Source organism: Glutamicibacter sp. BS14, assembly GCF_056934375.1.
Genome location: NZ_CM167801.1, coordinates 2,740,264 through 2,758,874 on the forward strand (window position 1 = coordinate 2,740,264; position 18,611 = coordinate 2,758,874).

General features: G+C 55.9%; 13 protein-coding genes and 2 tRNA genes. 3 read left to right on the forward strand and 12 right to left on the reverse strand.

Features of this window, described 5'->3' with window-relative positions; translation table 11 throughout:
* Positions 1-4: 4 nt before the first annotated feature.
* Positions 5-1,444, reverse strand: a complete 1,440-nt coding sequence (gene leuC, locus AC1Z36_RS12990) for a 3-isopropylmalate dehydratase large subunit (RefSeq protein ID WP_402734990.1) — start codon at positions 1,442-1,444, stop codon at positions 5-7.
* A 122-nt stretch (positions 1,445-1,566) separates the two neighbouring features.
* Between leuC and AC1Z36_RS12995 the strand changes: the two genes are divergently transcribed.
* Positions 1,567-2,292 carry an IclR family transcriptional regulator gene (locus tag AC1Z36_RS12995; protein ID WP_105659150.1) on the forward strand — a complete coding sequence of 242 codons (726 nt, stop codon included), beginning with the start codon at positions 1,567-1,569 and terminating at the stop codon, positions 2,290-2,292.
* 27 nt (positions 2,293-2,319) lie between these two features.
* Here AC1Z36_RS12995 and thiL read toward each other — a convergent pair whose 3' ends face one another.
* The 10 genes from thiL to AC1Z36_RS13045 all read right to left on the reverse strand — a co-directional run bounded on the left by thiL (position 2,320) and on the right by AC1Z36_RS13045 (position 14,830).
* Positions 2,320-3,336, reverse strand: a complete 1,017-nt coding sequence (gene thiL / locus AC1Z36_RS13000; protein ID WP_483561309.1) for a thiamine-phosphate kinase — start codon at positions 3,334-3,336, stop codon at positions 2,320-2,322.
* Between the two features lie 6 nt (positions 3,337-3,342).
* Positions 3,343-4,986, reverse strand: a complete 1,644-nt coding sequence (locus tag AC1Z36_RS13005; protein ID WP_483561310.1) for a GTPase — start codon at positions 4,984-4,986, stop codon at positions 3,343-3,345.
* Positions 4,986-6,752, reverse strand: a complete 1,767-nt coding sequence (locus AC1Z36_RS13010; RefSeq protein ID WP_134780360.1) for a dynamin family protein — start codon at positions 6,750-6,752, stop codon at positions 4,986-4,988. Before AC1Z36_RS13010 ends, AC1Z36_RS13005 begins: the two co-directional genes overlap by 1 nt.
* Before the next feature lie 99 nt (positions 6,753-6,851).
* A tRNA-Glu gene (locus tag AC1Z36_RS13015) sits at positions 6,852-6,927 on the reverse strand.
* Between the two features lie 48 nt (positions 6,928-6,975).
* Positions 6,976-7,047, reverse strand: a tRNA-Gln gene (locus tag AC1Z36_RS13020).
* A 686-nt stretch (positions 7,048-7,733) separates the two neighbouring features.
* Positions 7,734-9,239 (reverse strand): glutamate--tRNA ligase, encoded by a 1,506-nt coding sequence (gene gltX, locus AC1Z36_RS13025; protein WP_105659146.1) that lies wholly within the window; start codon positions 9,237-9,239, stop codon positions 7,734-7,736.
* 101 nt (positions 9,240-9,340) lie between these two features.
* Complete coding sequence (locus tag AC1Z36_RS13030; protein WP_402696305.1) at positions 9,341-10,105, reverse strand: fumarylacetoacetate hydrolase family protein; 765 nt, start codon at positions 10,103-10,105, stop codon at positions 9,341-9,343.
* 129 nt (positions 10,106-10,234) lie between these two features.
* Positions 10,235-12,406, reverse strand: coding sequence for a hypothetical protein (locus AC1Z36_RS13035; RefSeq protein ID WP_402734920.1), 2,172 nt, complete (start codon positions 12,404-12,406; stop codon positions 10,235-10,237).
* 155 nt (positions 12,407-12,561) lie between these two features.
* The gene (locus tag AC1Z36_RS13040; RefSeq protein WP_483561311.1) at positions 12,562-13,656 is read right to left on the reverse strand and encodes a branched-chain amino acid aminotransferase; all 1,095 of its coding nucleotides are present in this window, start codon (positions 13,654-13,656) and stop codon (positions 12,562-12,564) included.
* Positions 13,657-13,771: 115 nt separating this feature from the next.
* Positions 13,772-14,830, reverse strand: coding sequence for a 3-isopropylmalate dehydrogenase (locus AC1Z36_RS13045; RefSeq protein WP_105659143.1), 1,059 nt, complete (start codon positions 14,828-14,830; stop codon positions 13,772-13,774).
* A 183-nt stretch (positions 14,831-15,013) separates the two neighbouring features.
* On the opposite strand from AC1Z36_RS13045, the gene AC1Z36_RS13050 reads away from it, so the two are divergent.
* Entirely contained in the window at positions 15,014-16,246 is a 1,233-nt protein-coding gene (locus AC1Z36_RS13050; RefSeq protein ID WP_105659142.1) for a sensor histidine kinase, read from the forward strand.
* Between the two features lie 7 nt (positions 16,247-16,253).
* The gene (locus AC1Z36_RS13055; RefSeq protein ID WP_105659141.1) at positions 16,254-16,946 is read left to right on the forward strand and encodes a response regulator; all 693 of its coding nucleotides are present in this window, start codon (positions 16,254-16,256) and stop codon (positions 16,944-16,946) included.
* 77 nt (positions 16,947-17,023) lie between these two features.
* Here AC1Z36_RS13055 and metG read toward each other — a convergent pair whose 3' ends face one another.
* Positions 17,024-18,574, reverse strand: a complete 1,551-nt coding sequence (gene metG / locus AC1Z36_RS13060; protein ID WP_400288790.1) for a methionine--tRNA ligase — start codon at positions 18,572-18,574, stop codon at positions 17,024-17,026.
* Positions 18,575-18,611: the final 37 nt, after the last annotated feature.

Sequence of the window (18,611 nt, forward strand, 5' to 3'; positions counted from 1 at the left end):
CTTCCTAGACCGAAGCCGGTACGTTGACGAGGTCGCTAGGCGACGAGAGGGTTCCACGGATTGCGGTAGCCGCGGCCACCAGTGGCGACACCAGGTGGGTACGTCCGCCCTTGCCCTGTCGTCCTTCGAAGTTGCGGTTGGAGGTGGACGCGCAGCGCTCCCCCTCGGCCAACTGGTCCGGGTTCATGCCCAGGCACATGGAGCAACCTGCAAAGCGCCATTCAGCACCGAAATCCTTGAAAATCTGATCCAGGCCTTCTGCTTCGGCTTCCAGCCGAACACGCGCCGAGCCGGGTACCACGATCATGCGGACATCAGGATCCTTTTCCTTGCCCTTGATGACCTGAGCTGCTGCACGCAGGTCCTCCATGCGGGAGTTGGTGCAGGACCCCAGGAAGACGGTATCCACGCGGATGTCCTTCAGCGGCGTGCCGCCGGTCAGACCCATGTAGTCCAAGGCACGCTCGCAGGCCTTGCGATCATTCTCGTCTTCGAAGTCTTCCGGAGAAGGCACATTCTCGGACAGCGAGACACCCTGGCCCGGGTTGGTGCCCCAGGTGACAAATGGTTCAAGTTCATCTGCATTCAAGAAGACTTCAGCGTCGAAGCGCGCGCCATCATCGGTGTGCAGCTGCTTCCAGTCCTCGACGGCGGCGTCCCAGTCTTCGCCTGCCGGTGCATGCGGGCGTCCCTTGACGTATTCGAAGGTGGTCTCGTCCGGAGCAATCATGCCGGCGCGGGCGCCAGCCTCGATGGACATGTTGCAGATGGTCATGCGGGCATCCATGGACAGCGAGCGAATCGCAGAACCACGGTACTCCAGCACGTATCCCTGGCCGCCACCGGTACCGATCTTGGCGATGACCGCCAAGATGATGTCCTTGGAGGTGACACCAGGCTTCAAGGTGCCTTCGACGTTAATGGCCATGGTCTTGAATGGCTTCAAGCTCAGCGCCTGAGTGGCCATGACATGCTCGACTTCCGAGGTGCCGATGCCCAAAGCCAGGGCGCCGAAGGCGCCATGGGTCGAAGTATGCGAATCACCGCAGACAACAGTCATTCCTGGCTGGGTCAAACCCAGCTGCGGACCCACCACGTGAACGATGCCCTGCTCCTTGTCGCCCAAGGAGTGCAGGCGGACACCGAATTCCTTGCAGTTATCCCGCAGGGTATGGATCTGGGTGCGGCTGGTCAGGTCGGCAATGGGCTTGTCAATATCCAGCGTTGGGGTGTTGTGGTCTTCGGTCGCAATCGTCAGGTCCGGCCGACGCAGTGGACGGCCAGCCAGGCGAAGGCCCTCGAAGGCCTGCGGCGAGGTCACCTCGTGCAGCAGGTGGAGATCAATGTAGATCAAATCTGGCTGGCGAGCTTCGCCTTCGCCTTCTCCTCGGCGCACAACATGCGCATTCCAGACTTTTTCTGCCAATGTCTGGGGCGACTGCATGGCGGACATGCGACACACTCCTCAAGCTACGAACATTTGATACTCCAACTTTGACACTTCATAGATCGACTTTTCCAGTATGCGGACTTGAATCTCAAATACTGAGACGTGATACTGGAACTATGACAACAGGCAGCGGCGTAGGCGTACTGGACAAGGCAGCGGCCATTCTCAACGCATTGGAGAATGGACCCACTTCCCTATCCCAGCTGGTGGAACTCACCGAAATTTCGCGTCCTACGGTGCACCGTATTGCCCAATCGCTGGTTCACCATGGATTGGTGGGACGCGACATGCACGGCCGCTTTGAGTTGGGGAACCGTCTGGTGGAACTCGCCAGCGCCGCTGGCGAAGACCGATTGGTCAGCGCAGCGGGCCCCGTGCTCATCAAGCTTCGCGACCTCACCGGTGAAAGCACGCAGATTTTCCGCAAGCAGGGCGATTATCGTGTGTGCATCGCCAGTGCTGAGCGTCCAATCGGCCTGCGTGACACCATCCCTGTTGGAACCCAGCTGTCCATGAAAGCCGGCTCGGCAGCCCAGATTCTGCTCGCCTGGGAAGACAATGAACGCATGGTCGACGGATTGCATCACGCGCGCTTCACGCCGACAATTCTGGCTGGCGTCCGTCGGCGTGGCTGGGCCCAGTCGCTGGGCGAACGCGAGCCAGGTGTAGCTTCCGTATCAGCACCAGTTCGCGGGCAGTCCGGACGAGTCATTGCGGCCCTGTCCTTATCCGGCCCGATTGAACGGCTCACGCGCCAGCCAGGGAAGATTCACCACGAAGCCGTGACTAGCGCCGCCCACGAGCTTTCCGAACTGCTGCGCATCCAGAATGACCGCGCGTAGCCAGCTCATGAAGCACGTTCGGAGCAGCTAGCCGAAGTGGTCAAAGCCTGACTCAGGCTTTGCTACCTTGCCATCAAGTTTCACCACTGCGCGGCGACCATTAGCCGGCTTGGCAGCACCAATTACGGTGAATTCCTCTGGGATTTCAATTCCCTCTGGGAAGGCAGCAAGGAGTCCAAAATCTTCGCCGCCGTACAATACCCACGACATCGGATCGGTGCCGGTCAGTTCTGACGCGGCTTCCAAGCGAACAGCATAATCCTGCAGCGCGGAAGACTCTAACTCGAGATTCACATGGCTGGCTTTGGCCAAGCGCCCAGCGTCACGGATCAGCCCATCAGATATGTCCATCATGGCTGCAGCACCAGCTTCCGCGGCACGCGGGCCGGATTCCAACGGTGGCACGGGACGGCACTGCGCCTGGACCAGCCGGCGCACTGCCCGGCTCCAGCCTTGTTCGTTGCGATCATGCTCAAGCACCGAAAGCCCTGCCCCCGCAGCACCGACACGTCCCGCCACGGCAATGCGGTCGCCAACTCGGACTCCGCTCCTCAGGACCTTGCCATGCTCGCATTCGCCCAGAACTGTAGTGGTAACGGAAATTTCTTGGGACTTCCCGAGGTCTCCCCCGAGAATGGTAAGTTCCTGTGCGCCAAGTCCCTGTATAGCCTCGGCAACGCCGCGGCTGAAGTCCCTGACCCATTCCAAGGAAGTGTCCTTCGGCAGGGACAAAGAAATCACGGCGCCAGTAGCTTGACCGCCCATTGCATTAATGTCCGAAACATTCTGCGCAATGGATTTCCACCCGATGTCATAGGCTCTGTGCTCTAGCCCGCTGGGCCAGATCAACCGAAAATCTTGATTCTCAACCAGGGTATCCACGGAGACGAGAACTTCCGTTCCGCGCACGCGCAGCGCACCTGAGTCGTCGCCGGGCCCAAGACTTGCTTGTTCTGAATCAAGCAGCGGCAACATCGCGTCCAGGATGCCTTGTTCCCCAAGGTCACCTACCGTTGCATCGGCGTTTGGTTGGTTTGTAGTCACAGAGTTCTAATCGGCTTTCTTGGCTGCTGAGGTGATCAATGCAGAATAACTATTGAAGGTGTCCAAATGCTGGTCAACAGGATCAATCACGGCCTGCCTGACCAAGTGGGATACCGAGCGTTCAATGTTCTTCAACGCTTTCCTACGCTTAACTTTAGCGACTATTCGGTTGACAAACGAGCAAGCCAAGCCAAGGACAATACCCAGCAGTATTCCTATGAAAACCAGCAGCGTCGGGACGGCGATTCCTTCGACCCGGGGAGCCGGCGGCAGGTCGAATTGGAAGTATCCAGCCACCGGATAGCCCGCGAGCCACAAGGCGCCGCCCAGGGCGGCAACAAGTGCCACCCATTGGATGACTTTGACTACCGGCCACCACCAGGATGACCGTTCAACACCCAGCGGTGTCCCGGCTATAGCCGCATCGATGCCGTCATCTAGTACCTCCGTATTCGCGTGCACCTTTTCACGCAGTGGCTCTTTCCAGCTTTCCGGAAGATCATTGGAAGCCTCGGAAACATACTGGTCGATGCCATGTTCGATAGCCGCAGTCTCCGCGACAGAAAGCTCTGGACGCGAAGTCAAGGACAATTCCGGGTCTTCATGCCGGCGCCCGAGATTCATCCGCTTCAGCGGATCGTTGCGCAGCTTCACCAGCCACGTGGTCAAAGGCCATCCTGTTCGCGAAGCACCCCGAAGCAGGTAGGAGGTCTCCACTGCGTCAGCAATGTACTGGGCGCCGTGCGCTTTTGCGATCACACGCTCCAACTCCGCTTGGTGCAGCTGGCTAGGCAGGCGCACCTTCTCCACCTGGAGTTCCTCACTCAGGCGGTGGATGACTTGATCAACATCTGCGCGGAGCCGACGTGTGGAAAGTGCCTTGTTTTTCGCCGCGGCCGCAATCTTGGCATGCACATCTGCGACGCCTTCACCCGTGGCAGCAGAGGCGCAAACGATGGGAAGGTTCTCCAAGCCGGAGGTTGCCAAGATGCCGCGCAAGGAATCGACGACTTGCTTGCGTTCTTGTTCTGTAATCTTGTCAATCTGGTTCAGGACGATCAGCAGGTTCCCCTGCTGGCTGCGCAAGGAATTGAGATATCCATGGTGTATTGACGCGTCGGCGTATTTCTGCGGATCAAGCACCCATACCAGATAATCCACTTGGCCCACCAAACGAGCAGCAATCTTGTGGTGATCCACTGCCGTGGAATCCATGTCCGGTAGGTCCAACAGCAAGAGACCGGAGTCGAACTTCTTTTTCTTTCCAGGTTGCGCCCGGCTGTCCTGATCGCCCATGACGTGACGAGTAGTAACTTCCAGCCAGTCCAGTAACTCGCTTGATCCTTCTGGTTCCCAGATTGCAGCGACAGTATCAGTAGTAGTCGGGCGGATGACACCCGTGGCCGCCAACTCATGCCCTACCAAAGCGTTGAACATCGTTGATTTTCCGCTGCCCGTGGCACCGAAAAGTCCTACAACCACATGTTCGGATGAAAGCTGGCGCCGAGATTCAGCACGCGTGATAACGTCCGCGGCTAGATCGATGGTTTCTGGTTCCAGATATGGTTCTGCAAGCTGCATCGCTTCCACGATGCTGTTGATTTGAGAGTTGAGACCGCTGACTGCTCTGAGAATCTTGCGCTCGGACATTAGTGAGCCCCTTTGCTGCTCAAGGCTGAGGTAATCTTGCCCAAACGATCGGCAAGCTCCGGCTGCGATTTTGCGGCTAGCTCGTCCAGGTAGATCGACGAGGTCCTATCCAGTAGATCCCGTGCCCGGGTGTCAAGCATCTTGCGGGCTTTGGTGGCCATGCGACGTACCGCATCCTCGCCAAAGATTGCTTCCAGCAGTTTCTGCCCTACCAATGCGGAGCCGCCGGCAATACCGATTTCCAGACCGGTGAGGCCCGCTGTTGACGCAAAGACCACGACCATCAGGATGACCGCCACCCCGTTGACTCCAAATGCCGCCATGCGGGCCGTCTTGCGCTTCCCGGCGCCCTCCTGCCGAATCATGTCCAAGACATCTTTTTGCCAAAGCCGGATGCTTTCCGAAGCTTGCTCATTGAGATCCTGTGGCGGGCGCGGCGATTGCAGATTAGAGCGTAACGCTTGGCCAAATGGCGTGTTCTTCCACGACCTGTCAACGTCGTGGCAGGCCTTGGTTGCCTCGGCAATGAAGACCATGTGCAGGCCTGATTCGATGGCTTGTTCAACACGATGGGTCGCTGGCGGTTTTCCCGTCAAGAATGCGCCAACACGATCCCTCATCCGTCCAATGGCGCCTTCGATTCCGCGCAGCAGCTCGCCCGCTCCTACGAAGTCCTGCCACCGGGCCAGGATTTCGCCACGCAGCAATGAGCCGTCATTGAGCGAATCGTTAATTCTGGCCAGCGATTGCTCAAAGCGCTCATTGGTAATGGCGCGCAATTCAACGAGCTGTTTCTCCTGCTCTTGCAGTTCAGCGATAAGCTCACTGACATCTGCGGTGGTGCGCCGCAACGCGCCGTCAAGTGTTTGGGCCGCAATCTGCTGCCGTTTAGCGGAATCTGCTGCCAGTGAGTTCAGCCACGCGAGCAAGGGTTCCACATGCTCACTTGGAATCAACTTCTGGTCATCCAGTTGCGTCTCGTTCAGGACATGCAGCAACGACGGATCCAGGTCCTTCTCGCTTAACAGGCGTTTCAAATCCGGAACAATATCGTCTTCGGCTCCAGGTGGCACCCTGTTCAAGACGACGCAGACGGTAATTTTCCGTGCGCCGGCTTCGGTGAGCATATCCCAAGGAAGAGCATCGGCGTATCTATTGGCTGTGGTGACAAAAATCCACAGATCTGCTGCGTTCAGAAGCTGGCCCGCCAATTCCCTGTTCTCGTCGGAAACCGAGTCGATATCCGGGGCATCGAGGATGGCCAAACCTCGTGGTACCTGCTCACGGGGCGTCATCAACAGCGCATGATTACTGGCTGCTCCGGCATCGGCATTGAAGCCACGTCCGGCTACGCGTTTAAGTTCGGGAAGAATCCGTTCAGATTCAAAGAAGGATTGGTCAACAGGGTTGAAAGCCAAGACCGGAGTCCGGGTGGTCGGACGCACGGCGCCGGAGAGACTGACAGGTTCTCCCAGAAGGGAATTGACTAGAGTCGATTTGCCCGAGCCCGTGGAGCCACCGACGACCACCAGTAGCGGTGCGCCGAGATTCGAAACTCGTGGAATCAGGTAGTCCGAGATTTGATGCAATGCCTTGTTGCGCAGTTCTTCGAACGCAGAGGCTTCTCGTGGCTGGCCATTTACAAAGGAAAGCTCTTCGAGCAGCTTCTGGAGCTCGCTCAAACGCGCCGCGGAATCACTGCCAATTTCGGTTTGCGAGGCAGTTTCCTGCCCTGAGCTCTTAGCCAGATCTGAATTCGACTCCATGAGAACTATCTTGCCTCATGCCAACAGGGAAACCCGCGAGCCTGATGCAGATTTTGTCCGGGAAACGCAAAAACCGCGGAATTCTCCGCGGTTTTACTGTGGTGACCCCAACGGGATTCGAACCCGTGTTGCCGCCGTGAGAGGGCGGAGTACTAGGCCGCTATACGATGGGGCCGTATGCTGAAGATTAATCTTCAGCTCACCAAATCTCTTTGGTGAAGCGCTGGGATACCAGGACTCGAACCTAGAATGACGGAACCAGAAACCGTTGTGTTGCCAATTACACCATATCCCACTGTGACTTGGCCTTTCCGGAATTCAGCTGAGCGTCATTCCGGCCACTGCCGTAGCACGAGATAAAACTATACCGGCCTAATGTTCAGTACACAAATCGAGCCTCGCGACCGGTGCCCCACGCAGAATCCGCGGAAAATCAGCAAAGAACAGCTGCCAGTCATCCCAAATCCGCCACTAGCCAAGCAGGGAAATTCTTGTGAAGTGAAGCACTGTCCGTGAGAAAATACTGGAGTCCCGCGTCAACGGCACATTGATAGCCGCCAACAGGGTCATCCCCTATGCAAAGCGCCTGTGCCGGCAGACCCTCTAGTTCAGCGCACCGGCCAAGGAACGGGGCACAAATGGGGTTTAGGCTTCTCCGCTTGACGCGGTTAATCTTGCCAAACTCCACGCACGCAGCAACCGCACTTCTCGCTGCCCCATGAACATAAGCCCGCCTGCCATGTACCTTTCCCGGGCATAAGCACCATCATCCGCAAAACCTGCCTCAATCCCGGCCAGTCGCTCAAGATACAGATGAGCCAGCTCCGGCTCGGACATGGACGATAAACGCGGATTGCGGCCGTTCGCACATCTACGAGTGCGTCAACAATCTCAACGAAAACGCCTCGGACAGGACCAGCTCACAGGACTGGAACCATCCGAGGCGTTCAACGTGCTTTTCAGCGGGCTTTCGGCGAATAGCTAGCGGGACTCACCAAATGCGCGCAAACGCTTGAGGCTCGACTCGCGTCCAAGAATTTCCATGGACTCGAAGAGCGGTGGAGATACGCGCTTTCCGGAGATAGCAACGCGGGCTGGTCCGAATGCCTGACGAGGCTTCAGTTCCAGTTCGTCCACGAGCTTCGTGCGCAGTGCTGCCTGGATGGTTTCGGCGTTCCATTCGGTAAGGGTTTCGAGGCCCTGGACAGTAGCATCGACAACCTCAACCAGGTTTGCCGGCATTCCCTTGAGCGCTTTCTCGTCGATGACAATTTCGTCATCAGACTTGAAGAGGAATTCAAGCATGTCGGTCGCTTCACCCAACAGGGCAATACGTTCCTGTACCAGTGGCGCAGCCTGGTCCAGGATGTCGTTTTCACGTTCAGTCAGTTCTTCGCCCACCAGGCCAGCGGCCTGCAGGTAAGGAACCAAACGATCACGGAAATCCTGTGCTTCGAGCATGCGCACGTGGGTTCCGTTGATTGCTTCTGCCTTCTTCACATCGAAGCGGGCAGGATTGGACAACACATCTGCTACATCGAAGGCTTCTACCAGCTGCTCACGCGAGAAGATATCTTCATCAGCACTTAGCGACCAGCCAAGAAGCGCGAGATAGTTCAGCAGGCCTTCCGGGATGAATCCATTGTCGCGGTGCAAGAATACGCTGGATTCTGGATCACGCTTGGAGAGCTTCTTGTTGCCCTGTCCCATAACGTATGGCAGGTGGCCAAAACGCGGCATGTACTGGGCAACGCCGATATCGTGCAGCAACGCATACAAGACGACCTGGCGTGGGGTCGAGGACAACAGGTCTTCGCCACGAAGTACGTGGGTAATGCCCATCAGCGCATCATCGATTGGGTTGACCAGGGTGTACAGCGGCTTGCCGTTGGCGCGCACCACCACATAGTCGGGAACGGATCCAGCCTTGAAGGTGATCTCGCCACGTACCAGGTCGTTGAAGGTGATGTCGTGATCCGGCATGCGTACACGCAATACCGGTTCACGGCCTTCGGCCTTGAACGCAGCCTTCTGCTCATCGGTCAGTTCGCGGTCGAAGTTGTCGTAGCCCAGCTTCGGGTCACGGCCGGCTGCCTTGTGGCGTGCTTCGACTTCTTCTGGGGTCGAGTAGGACTCGTAAACATGGCCTGCAGCGCGAAGCTTGGCAATGACGTCCTCGTAGATCTCACCACGCTGCGACTGGCGGTATGGCTCATGCGGACCGCCCGCGTTAACGCCCTCGTCCCAATCGATACCCAACCAAGCCAGAGCATCCAAAAGCTGGTTGTAGCTTTCCTCGGAGTCACGCTTGGCATCAGTGTCTTCGATGCGGAAGACCATTTTGCCGCCGGTGTGACGCGCGTAGGCCCAGTTGAAGAGGGCAGTACGGATCAAACCTACGTGAGGGGTACCAGTTGGGGATGGGCAAAAACGAACGCGTACCGGGGTATCTTCGGTAACAACGGGAATCAACGAAAGATCAGTCATGATGTTTTCATTCTATGCCTTCTGCAAAGAAACTTGCAGTTAAAGCGCGAGGCTCCCGATCACATTAGCGATCGAAAGCCTCACAACATCAGTGATGGTTCCTAGCGACGGAAGACGGTTCGCAATGAACCGATACCTTCGACTTCCACTTCTACAACGTCGCCTGTATTTACTAGGCCGACGCCTGCCGGGGTGCCGGTCATGATGACATCGCCTGGCAGCAAGGTGAAAGCTTCGGAAGCACGAGCAACCAATTCGTTGACTGGCCAGATCATGTCGTTGGTAGTTCCATCTTGGCGAACCTCTCCATTGACGCGGCTGATAATTCCCAGATCATCCGGGTCGGCAATCTCAGTCTCAATCCACGGGCCCAGCGGGCAAGAACCGTCAAAGCCCTTGGCACGAGCCCACTGCGGATCGGTGCGCTGAGCATCGCGGGCGGTCAGGTCGTTTGCTACGGTGTAGCCGAAGATCACGTCCTGCGCCTTGTCGGCTGGAACGTCCTTGCAGATACGGCCGATCACCACGGCAAGTTCACCTTCGAAGGAAACTTCATTTGAAAACGCCGGCAGGGTGACGGGGTCTCCATGGCCGACTACGGAAGTATTCGGCTTCAAGAACATCAGCGGCTCAGCAGGAACTTCATTTCCAAGTTCCTTGGCGTGCTCGCGGTACGTGCGGCCAAAGCCCACGACCTTTGAGCGAGGGATGATCGGCGCTACCAACCGAACATCATCCAAAGAGTGCGTAGCACCAGTGGTCTTGATCCCCTGGAAAAATGGGTCTCCAGCCAAAACATGGATATCGTTACCGTCGACTACGCCGTACAGCGGGTCGCTATCTACTACAAATCGTGCAATGCGCATGAATACAAGCCTAAACTATGACGTCTCGGCTTTTCCTTCACTGCAGGAACTGCGACTGCGAAATACGGCTAATGAAGGGAAGGAAATCCTCGGACGGCAATCCACCTCGGCTCGTCGCCGCGAACTTGGCTAGGTCAATTCCGGCGCCAGGGCAAGCTGCACCAGTGTGGTTTGATTTAGAATCCCGTACACGTGGCCGTCGGCACCAACGGTCAATCTGGTGCCGTGCCGGTCATGGCTTCGTGTGGACACGACGGAATGAGTAGTTCCTGCAACATAATCCATCACTGTTATTCCACCCCCTGCAGCATGAACCATCTTCTGCCCATCCGGCGTTGCCCTTACGTCTGCAGCTAGCCATCCAGGACGATAGGAAGTGTTTTTAACGTTGTTGACGATATGCCGTTTCTTCAACTGTCCGCTGTCCAAGTCCAGCAAGGCTACACCTTGCAGATCGGCTACGGCCAGCCAACCGCCGATGATCACAGGTGAATACAACGCGCCAGCGGATTCCACAGGACTTGTTTCCCAGAGGATCTTGCGGGACGCTATGTGCATCTTGAAGACCTTGGCAGGACTTGTCGTATCTTCAACGCCATATCCGTTGCGTACCGAAGTGGTGCCATAGAGATACGATTCATCGGCGGCTAGCCCGATGATGGAATGGCCTGAAACGAATCCTTTGCCGTCCCCGTCAAGAACCCAAGAGACCGTATCAGTAGCAGGATCAATCTTCCCCAGAACACCGCCTGAGACTCCATATTCCGGAACAGTTCCGAAAAACACGCTGGATGAATTCGCTGCCCAGCCGAAGGGCCTCGATTGCGAGTACTCTGTGATCAGACGTGCAATGCGATCGTATTTTCTGTCGGCATTGTTTTGAGGTGTTTCCATGAGGACCAGGTCAGCGCTACCGTAGGAACCGATGTAGGTCTTGTTCTGGTTGTATTCGACCATTCCTTCGATCTGGTTGATCACCTGCTCGTCATCGCCGGAGTTCCAACGAACGCCAGTTTCCGGATTCAATGCGGCGACACCGTTCGCCTTGTATCCTCCGATATAGATGTTTCCGTCACTGTGTCCGAGCAGCGATTGGATCTTGATGGCGCTCGGGGTCAATCTGATTTCGCGGGTAGCGCGTACGCGATTCAAACCCAGATCGAATGTTTCGCAGAGAATCCCATCGGTTGTCGTACTGATGATGAGGATGCGCCCATTCTGCGGAATGATGCACAAGATGCCGCGCGCCTCGACTTTTCCGAGTTGCTTGTCGTCCATTCCCTGGAATGCAGTTGAATGCAGATGGCCGGAAGTGATGCTGAAGAATCTCCCCGCACTGGACTTGGAAATCTCGCGCGATGCCCATACCCGGGTCACTGGCTCGTGCCATTTCATCGTCCGGGTATCGAGTATGAATTGTTCGGAAACGGAGCTAACGGTAACAGCGAGGTAGTGCCCGATAGGGTCAAGCGACCCAATGAATCCATGGGCCACATGCACTGGAAGGTTTATTTCACGTACTGCGTCCGGCTTCCCCGCTTCGAAGGTGAATAGCCTAGGATTCCGAGACCCCGTTCCCATCCATACTCTGCCCCGGCCATCCAATGCCAGCCGGCGGATATAGTCGGTGTCTTCGGCTACACGATCAAATACTCGAAGATTCTTGCTTTCGACGTTGTAGTTGAAGCTTGCGCCGAGTGGATAGGTTCCTCCCCACAAATTGCCGCTCGAATCAAGCCGAAGCTCATATGCAACCGAGGCGCCTTCAACGTCCACCAAGGTATTGAACTGCTCAGGAATTGCTGGATTCCATGCGAGAACACTCCCGTCCACACTGACATAAAGTCTTTGCCGGGGTTCATCCCAAACCATCGAATCAATTCCGTGCCCGCTGTCATCGGGCAAATTCAACGTGTGAATAGCGTTGCCGACGGAGGGATCGATTATTTGCAGTTCATTGATATGCCCGACAACAGACACCGCCAACCGAAGCTTCGAAGAATTGCGATAGTTGGTTAGAGGTACCGCCTCTAGAATCTTCAGCGTCGAATATGCTCTGCCGAAGACCTTTTCATGGCCACTAATTTCTTTCCCACTCTTCAGATTCGCTAAATACCGCATATCGGGAGTCGGTTTCGGCGTGGGGCTCGGAGACGGGGTCACTGAAGGAGCGCTAATCTCAGAGGCCCGACGGTCCGGGAAGAGGAAAGAAAGCCCTGCGGCGGTTCCACCAACAACAGCCAGACCGAGCAAGCTTCGTCTTGCAATGCTTCTAGTTTCCCTGCGCTCTTCTCCAGACAAACATTACTCCGTTCGATCGGCCCCAGAACTTCTTGCAGTGGAGCAGCGTCTGCTACGTACTGACGCTAGCAACTGCGTTTGCACATGACCAATTCGGTTTAAAAACCACTGGTCCCGAGACTACAAGTCTCGAGACCAGCAACTTTGAGCTAGCTTTACGCCAAACGTTCCAGCCAACCGTGACGGTCTTCCACGGTACCCCGCTGAATTCCCAGCAGTTCTTCGCGAATGGACATGGTCACCTCACCGGCTCCAGCATTCTCCTCACCAATGAGCTCTTCGCCGTTCTTCAGCAGGCCGATTGGGGTGATCACCGCTGCTGTACCGCAAGCAAAGACCTCGGCAATATCGCCTGAGGCGATGCCTTCACGCCACTCATCCAGGGTGATCTTGCGTTCTTCGACCTCCATGCCGCGATCCTTCGCGAGCTGGATGACCGACGAACGGGTCACGCCTTCAAGGATGGTTCCGGTCAACGCTGGGGTCACCAGCTTGTTGTCCTTCGTTACGAAGAAGACATTCATGCCCCCGAGCTCTTCAACGGCATTGTCATTGAAGGAGTCAAGGAACAGAACCTGCTTGCAGCCGTTTTCTTCAGCTTCCAGCTGGGCTACGAGCGAGGCCGCGTAGTTGCCACCGCACTTAGCCGAACCTGTACCGCCTCGGCCTGCTCGTGCGTAGTTCTTCGATACCCAAATAGCCACTGGCTTGAGTTCGCCACCGAAGTAATTGCCTGCTGGAGATGCGATGACGCGGTAGGAAACCTCACGCGCTGCACGCACACCAAGGAATGCTTCGGTAGCAATCATGAATGGACGCAGGTACAGGGCTTCGCCGTCACCGGTAGGAACCCAATCGATATCCGTTGCCACCAGCTTGCGCAGCGAGTCGACGAAAACGTCTTCATCCAGCTGCGGAAGTGCTAGGCGCTGAGCCGACTTGTTCATGCGGGCAGCGTTGGCCTGCGGGCGGAAAGTCCATACCGAACCATCGGCGTGGCGGTAGGCCTTCAGGCCTTCGAAGATTTCCTGGCCATAATGCAGGACCGAGGCGGCCGGATCCATGGCGATAGGGCCGTATGGCTCAATTCGAGCATCATGCCATTCACCGTTACTGCCGCTATCGTCTGCTGACCAGTCGATGACTGCGGTGTGGTCAGTGAAGAAGTCTCCGAACCCAGGATTAGCCAAGACGCCGGCTCGGTCCTGTTCGCTCTTGCGATTCGTTGAGAGATTTTCGGTGAATTCCATCTACCCTGGACTTCCTAGTTCAATAAACAAAGAACGGATGCTCCACGCCTCTGCGGAACATCCGTTCGTGGATTTGGCTACTGGTTATCAGCTAACCAGAAACGTCACTTTCAGCTTATGCCAGTAACGCGACAATTGCATCGCCAATTTCACTTGTGGTGCGATTATCGGTCAATTCTTGACGTGAAGTGATCTCTTTTTCAACAGCTTGCTCAACTGTGCGAGCTTCTTCAGCCAACCCGAGGTGATCAAGCATCAGTGCCACGGACAGAATCGCCGCGGTTGGGTCTGCCTTCTGCTGGCCGGCAATATCCGGAGCCGAACCATGAACCGGCTCGAACATCGATGGGTAGGTACGGTCCATATTGATGTTGCCACTGGCTGCCAGGCCAATACCACCGGTAATGGCGCCGGCCTGGTCGGTGAGGATGTCGCCAAAGAGGTTGTCAGTGACAATCACGTCGAAACGCGATGGGTCCGTGGTCAAGAAGATGGTAGCCGCATCCACGTGCAGGTAATCGTGGGTAACCTCTGGGAATTCCTGCGCCACCATTTCGACAGTGCGCTTCCACAAATGCCCGGCGTGCACCAACACGTTGTGCTTGTGCACCAGGGTGACACGCTTGCGTTCACGCTCTGATGCACGGCGGAATGCGTCGCGGACAACACGTTCCACACCATAGGCGGTATTTACCGATACTTCGGTAGCGATTTCATGCGCGGTGCCCGTGCGCACCGAACCGCCGTTGCCTACATACGGGCCTTCGGTACCTTCGCGAACCACCACGAAGTCAATTTCACCGGGGTTAGCCAGGGGGCTCTCAATTCCAGGATAGAGCTTAGCCGGACGCAGATTCACGAAATGATCCAGCGAGAAGCGGAGCTTCAGAAGCATTTCGCGCTCGATAATTCCGGACGGAATGCGCGTATCTCCAGGGGCAGCGCCAACAGCGCCGAAGAGAATGGCATCGTGCTTCTTAAGAGCTTCCAGCGTCGCATCCGGAAGTGTTTCGCCAGTCGCCAGCCAATGCTCTGCACCAAGCTTGTAGTCGGTCAGCTTGATCTCGTTCTTGCCACCATTAGTGACGAACTTCAGAACCTTAACCGCTTCGGCAACAACTTCTGGGCCAATACCGTCACCCGGAATGACCGCAATATCAATTACATTTCCCATGGCACAGATTCTATCGACTAGCGTCCGCCATTTGAGAGTTCATCTCAAATAATGAGATTTGATGAGTTTCCGCCGACATATTTCCTCCCTGGGCATGAGGCATCGCCGTCTCCATTGCCGATAACCTTGGATAAACAGATCCTTTGCTTCGCTATACGGATCAACAGCTACTAAAACGTTGAATTGCAGGAACTCTTGATCTTTGCCAATCCCCACCGTCGAATTGACGGTTGGATCCGCGAGAATCCCGGACGGGTAGATTTCATCACCGGCCTGCTGTACACGCTGTTCTGCATACCGGCCGCCCTCAGCCTCGCTTCTTCGATGTCAGTTGCCGCCGTTCTCGCCGTGCTGAGCCTTTCTCTTCTCCAGTCAGCTCCGCTGATGGTGCGGCGTCGCTGCCCATGGGCAGCGACCCTCGTTGTCGCCACCGGGCATGTATTGCAACTGGGCTTTGACGGGCTAATGATGTTCTCGCAAGTATCCGTTCCAATCATGGTTTATACCATGGCTGTCTACGGGAAACGCTGGCAGTCATTCAGCACGCTGGGGCTGGGTCTGATTGGCGCGTTGTTGGCGACGTTCAGCATGTTCGGCGCCTCAAGGTACTCGCCTGATCCATCCCCCGTCTTCACCTTCGACATGATGATTTCTTTCGTGGGTCTTGCATTGGTTGTCACCCTTTCTTGGACCTTCGGTGACTTAGCGCGAACGAGGCGTCTGGCCATGAAGTCCCTGAGGGATCACGCCGAACGCCTCGAGAAAGAACGCCTCACCGAGCGCGCCCTGGCAGCTTCCGACGAGAGAAACCACATCGCCCGCGAGATGCATGACATCGTGGCCCATTCGCTCTCTGTCATCATCACCCAGGCTAACGGGGCACGATATGCGGCGGCGAAAGACCCGGAGATTGCCATCGAGACCCTGAAGACAGTTTCAGATACTGGCCGCGCTTCACTGAAAGAAATGCGCAGGCTTCTGGGAGTTCTACGCAAAGATGAGGAATTGGAGAATCGCCCTCTTCCGTCATTGGCAAACGTACCTGAACTCGTAGAAAGCGTTGCCGTGTCCGGACTGAATGTCCATCTCGAAACTTCTGGAACCCCGCGGAAAGAACTACCGGCAGGCGCGGAGCTCACAATCTATCGATGCGTTCAAGAATCGCTCACGAATGTCATTAAGCACGCTGGTCCTGATACACAGACCCAAGTCCATATTGAGTGGACTTCCCGGGGCCTGAATTTGAGCGTCAGCGACGATGGGCGAGGTGCCGGTTCCATCGTCCTGGAAGGCGTAGGACAAGGTCTGCAGGGAATGAAAGAACGCGTAGCCTTATATGAAGGTACCTGCACTGCACTCCCCCGGACCGGGGGCGGTTTCGCCGTTAATGTTTTCATCCCTTACACCGAGGACTAATATTCAAATGCCTAATACAGATGCCATCAAGGTCGGCTTGGTCGATGATCAGCTCTTGGTTCGCAGTGGCTTCAGAATGCTCATTAATTCCCAAGAGGATATGGAAGTCATTGTTGAAGCTGGCAATGGCCGTGAAGCACTAGCTGCACCACTGATGGCTCAGGCGGATGTCATCTTGATGGACGTGCGAATGCCGGAAATGGACGGCATCGAAGCTACCGAACGCCTATTGGATCCAGATAAGAAGGCCGCTGATGGTCCCAAGATCATCGTGCTGACGACTTTCGACATGGACGAATATGCGCTAAGCGCCATTCAAGCCGGCGCCAGCGGCTTTCTTTTGAAGGATGCGCCCCCAGAAGAACTCTTGGAGTCAGTACGCACCGTCAATCGAGGAGACGCCGTCATAGCGCCATCGACCACTCGACGGTTGCTGGACCACATGGCGCCAATGCTCAAGAAGAGCTCGTCACAGCACAAGGATCACCTGATTGCCGCGGTTGAATCGCTGACGCCTCGCGAGCGGGAAGTGTTTGGCCTGATTGCAGAAGGTTTTTCCAACCCGGAAATCGCAGAAAAACTATTCCTGTCAGAAGCTACAGTCAAAACCCATGTGGGTCATATTCTGGCCAAACTGGAAGCTCGTGACCGGGTCCAGGCTGTAGTCATCGCCTACCAGACCGGAGTCGTCACACCCTGACTGAATGAAAAAAATTGAGGTGTTCTGCTCGGATTCAGAATCAAGCAGAACTCCTCAATTTCCTCTCAGGAAAATTCTTACTTCTCTTCCTCGTAACGTGGGAACACAGGAGAAGGAGCTGGGAGCTCAGTGCCTGGGACCAAAGCGCTATCAAAGGACTCGAAGGTTCGCGCCGAACCTTCGCCAACTGCCAACGCATTGAGCATAGAAGTCATGGCCTGCGGCAATACTGGCTGAAGCAGCAACGCCACCTTGCGGACAATCTCAATGGTCACGTACAAGACAGTAGCCATACGCTCAGGATCGGTCTTCTTCAGCTTCCATGGCTCCTGCTCAGCGAAGTAGGCATTGGTATCGCCCAGAACGTGCCAAACGGATTCAAGTGCCTTGCTGAATTCCTGACGCGAGAAAGCATCTCGGTTGATCTCCAGCAGCTTGCCGGCTGCTTCCAGAATCTGCTGATCAGCTTCCAGCAATTCGCCCGGGGTCGGGACTACTCCCCCACAGTTCTTTGCGACCATCGAAAGTGAACGCTGTGCAAGGTTGCCGAAGTTATTGGCCAGGTCACCGTTAATACGGGCAACGATGGTCTCGTGGTTGTAGCTGCCGTCGGCACCGAACGGAACTTCACGCAAGAAGAAGTAGCGTACCTGGTCCAAGCCATAACGGTTCACAAAATCATCTGGGGAAACAGTGTTGCCCAGGGATTTGGACATCTTCACGCCGTTATTGTGCAGGAATCCATGGATCATGACGCGCTTAGGCAATGGCAGTTTTGCAGACATCAAGAATGCTGGCCAGTAGATCGCGTGGAATCGCGAGATGTCTTTGCCGATCACGTGGACATCTGCCGGCCAGTATTTCTGGAAAGAAGCAGACTCAACGTCCGGGAATCCAACGCCCGTCAGGTAATTGGTCAGGGCGTCTACCCAGACGTACATTACATGCTTCTCGTTGCCCGGTACCGGGATGCCCCAATCAAAGGTCGTTCGAGAGATCGAAAGGTCCATCAGACCGCCTTCGACAAACCGTACTACTTCATTGAAGCGGGAACGTGGCGCGCCGAATTCAGGGTTGTTCTGGTAGTACTCCAGCAACTTGTCCTGGTACTTGGATAAGCGGAAGAAGTAGGACTCTTCTTCAGTCCAAGTAACTTCAGTGTCGGTTTCAACGGCATAACGAATACCGTCCTTGCGCACTTCCGTCTGGTCTTCGGTGTAGAAGGCCTCATCGCGTACCGAGTACCATCCTGCGTACTTATCCAAGTAAATGTCATCATTGGCTTCCATGCGGCGCCAGAGTTCCTGCGCAGCCGCATGATGGTCTGCATCAGTGGTACGGATGAAGCGGTCGTAGCTTGTACCCAGCTCATCATTCATGGCCTGGAATGCATCCGAGTTACGCTGGGCCAGCTGAGCCGGCGTGACCCCAAGATTCTCTGCGGTCTGCATCATCTTCTGGCCGTGCTCGTCGGTGCCGGTCAGGAAGAAGACGTCAAAACCATCCAGGCGCTTGAATCGAGCCATAACGTCGGTAGCCACTACCTCGTAGGCATGCCCAATGTGCGGGGTACCGTTCGGGTAAGAAATAGCCGTGGTGATGTAAAAAGGTTTCTGCTGAGAAGTCACGATATAAATTTACCTTAGCTAGCGTCGGAAAGCGGAT

Bases quoted from the DNA above. Each gene is read 5' to 3' on its own strand.
- AC1Z36_RS13010 (WP_134780360.1), bottom strand. From the start codon at position 6,752: ATGGAGTCGAATTCAGATCTGGCTAAGAGCTCAGGGCAGGAAACTGCC.
- AC1Z36_RS13055 (WP_105659141.1), top strand. From the start codon at position 16,254: ATGCCTAATACAGATGCCATCAAGGTCGGCTTGGTCGATGATCAGCTC.
- AC1Z36_RS13045 (WP_105659143.1), bottom strand. From the start codon at position 14,830: ATGGGAAATGTAATTGATATTGCGGTCATTCCGGGTGACGGTATTGGC.
- leuC (WP_402734990.1), bottom strand. From the start codon at position 1,444: ATGCAGTCGCCCCAGACATTGGCAGAAAAAGTCTGGAATGCGCATGTT.
- gltX (WP_105659146.1), bottom strand. From the start codon at position 9,239: ATGACTGATCTTTCGTTGATTCCCGTTGTTACCGAAGATACCCCGGTA.
- AC1Z36_RS13005 (WP_483561310.1), bottom strand. From the start codon at position 4,986: ATGTCCGAGCGCAAGATTCTCAGAGCAGTCAGCGGTCTCAACTCTCAA.
- AC1Z36_RS13040 (WP_483561311.1), bottom strand. From the start codon at position 13,656: ATGGAATTCACCGAAAATCTCTCAACGAATCGCAAGAGCGAACAGGAC.
- AC1Z36_RS12995 (WP_105659150.1), top strand. From the start codon at position 1,567: ATGACAACAGGCAGCGGCGTAGGCGTACTGGACAAGGCAGCGGCCATT.
- AC1Z36_RS13030 (WP_402696305.1), bottom strand. From the start codon at position 10,105: ATGCGCATTGCACGATTTGTAGTAGATAGCGACCCGCTGTACGGCGTA.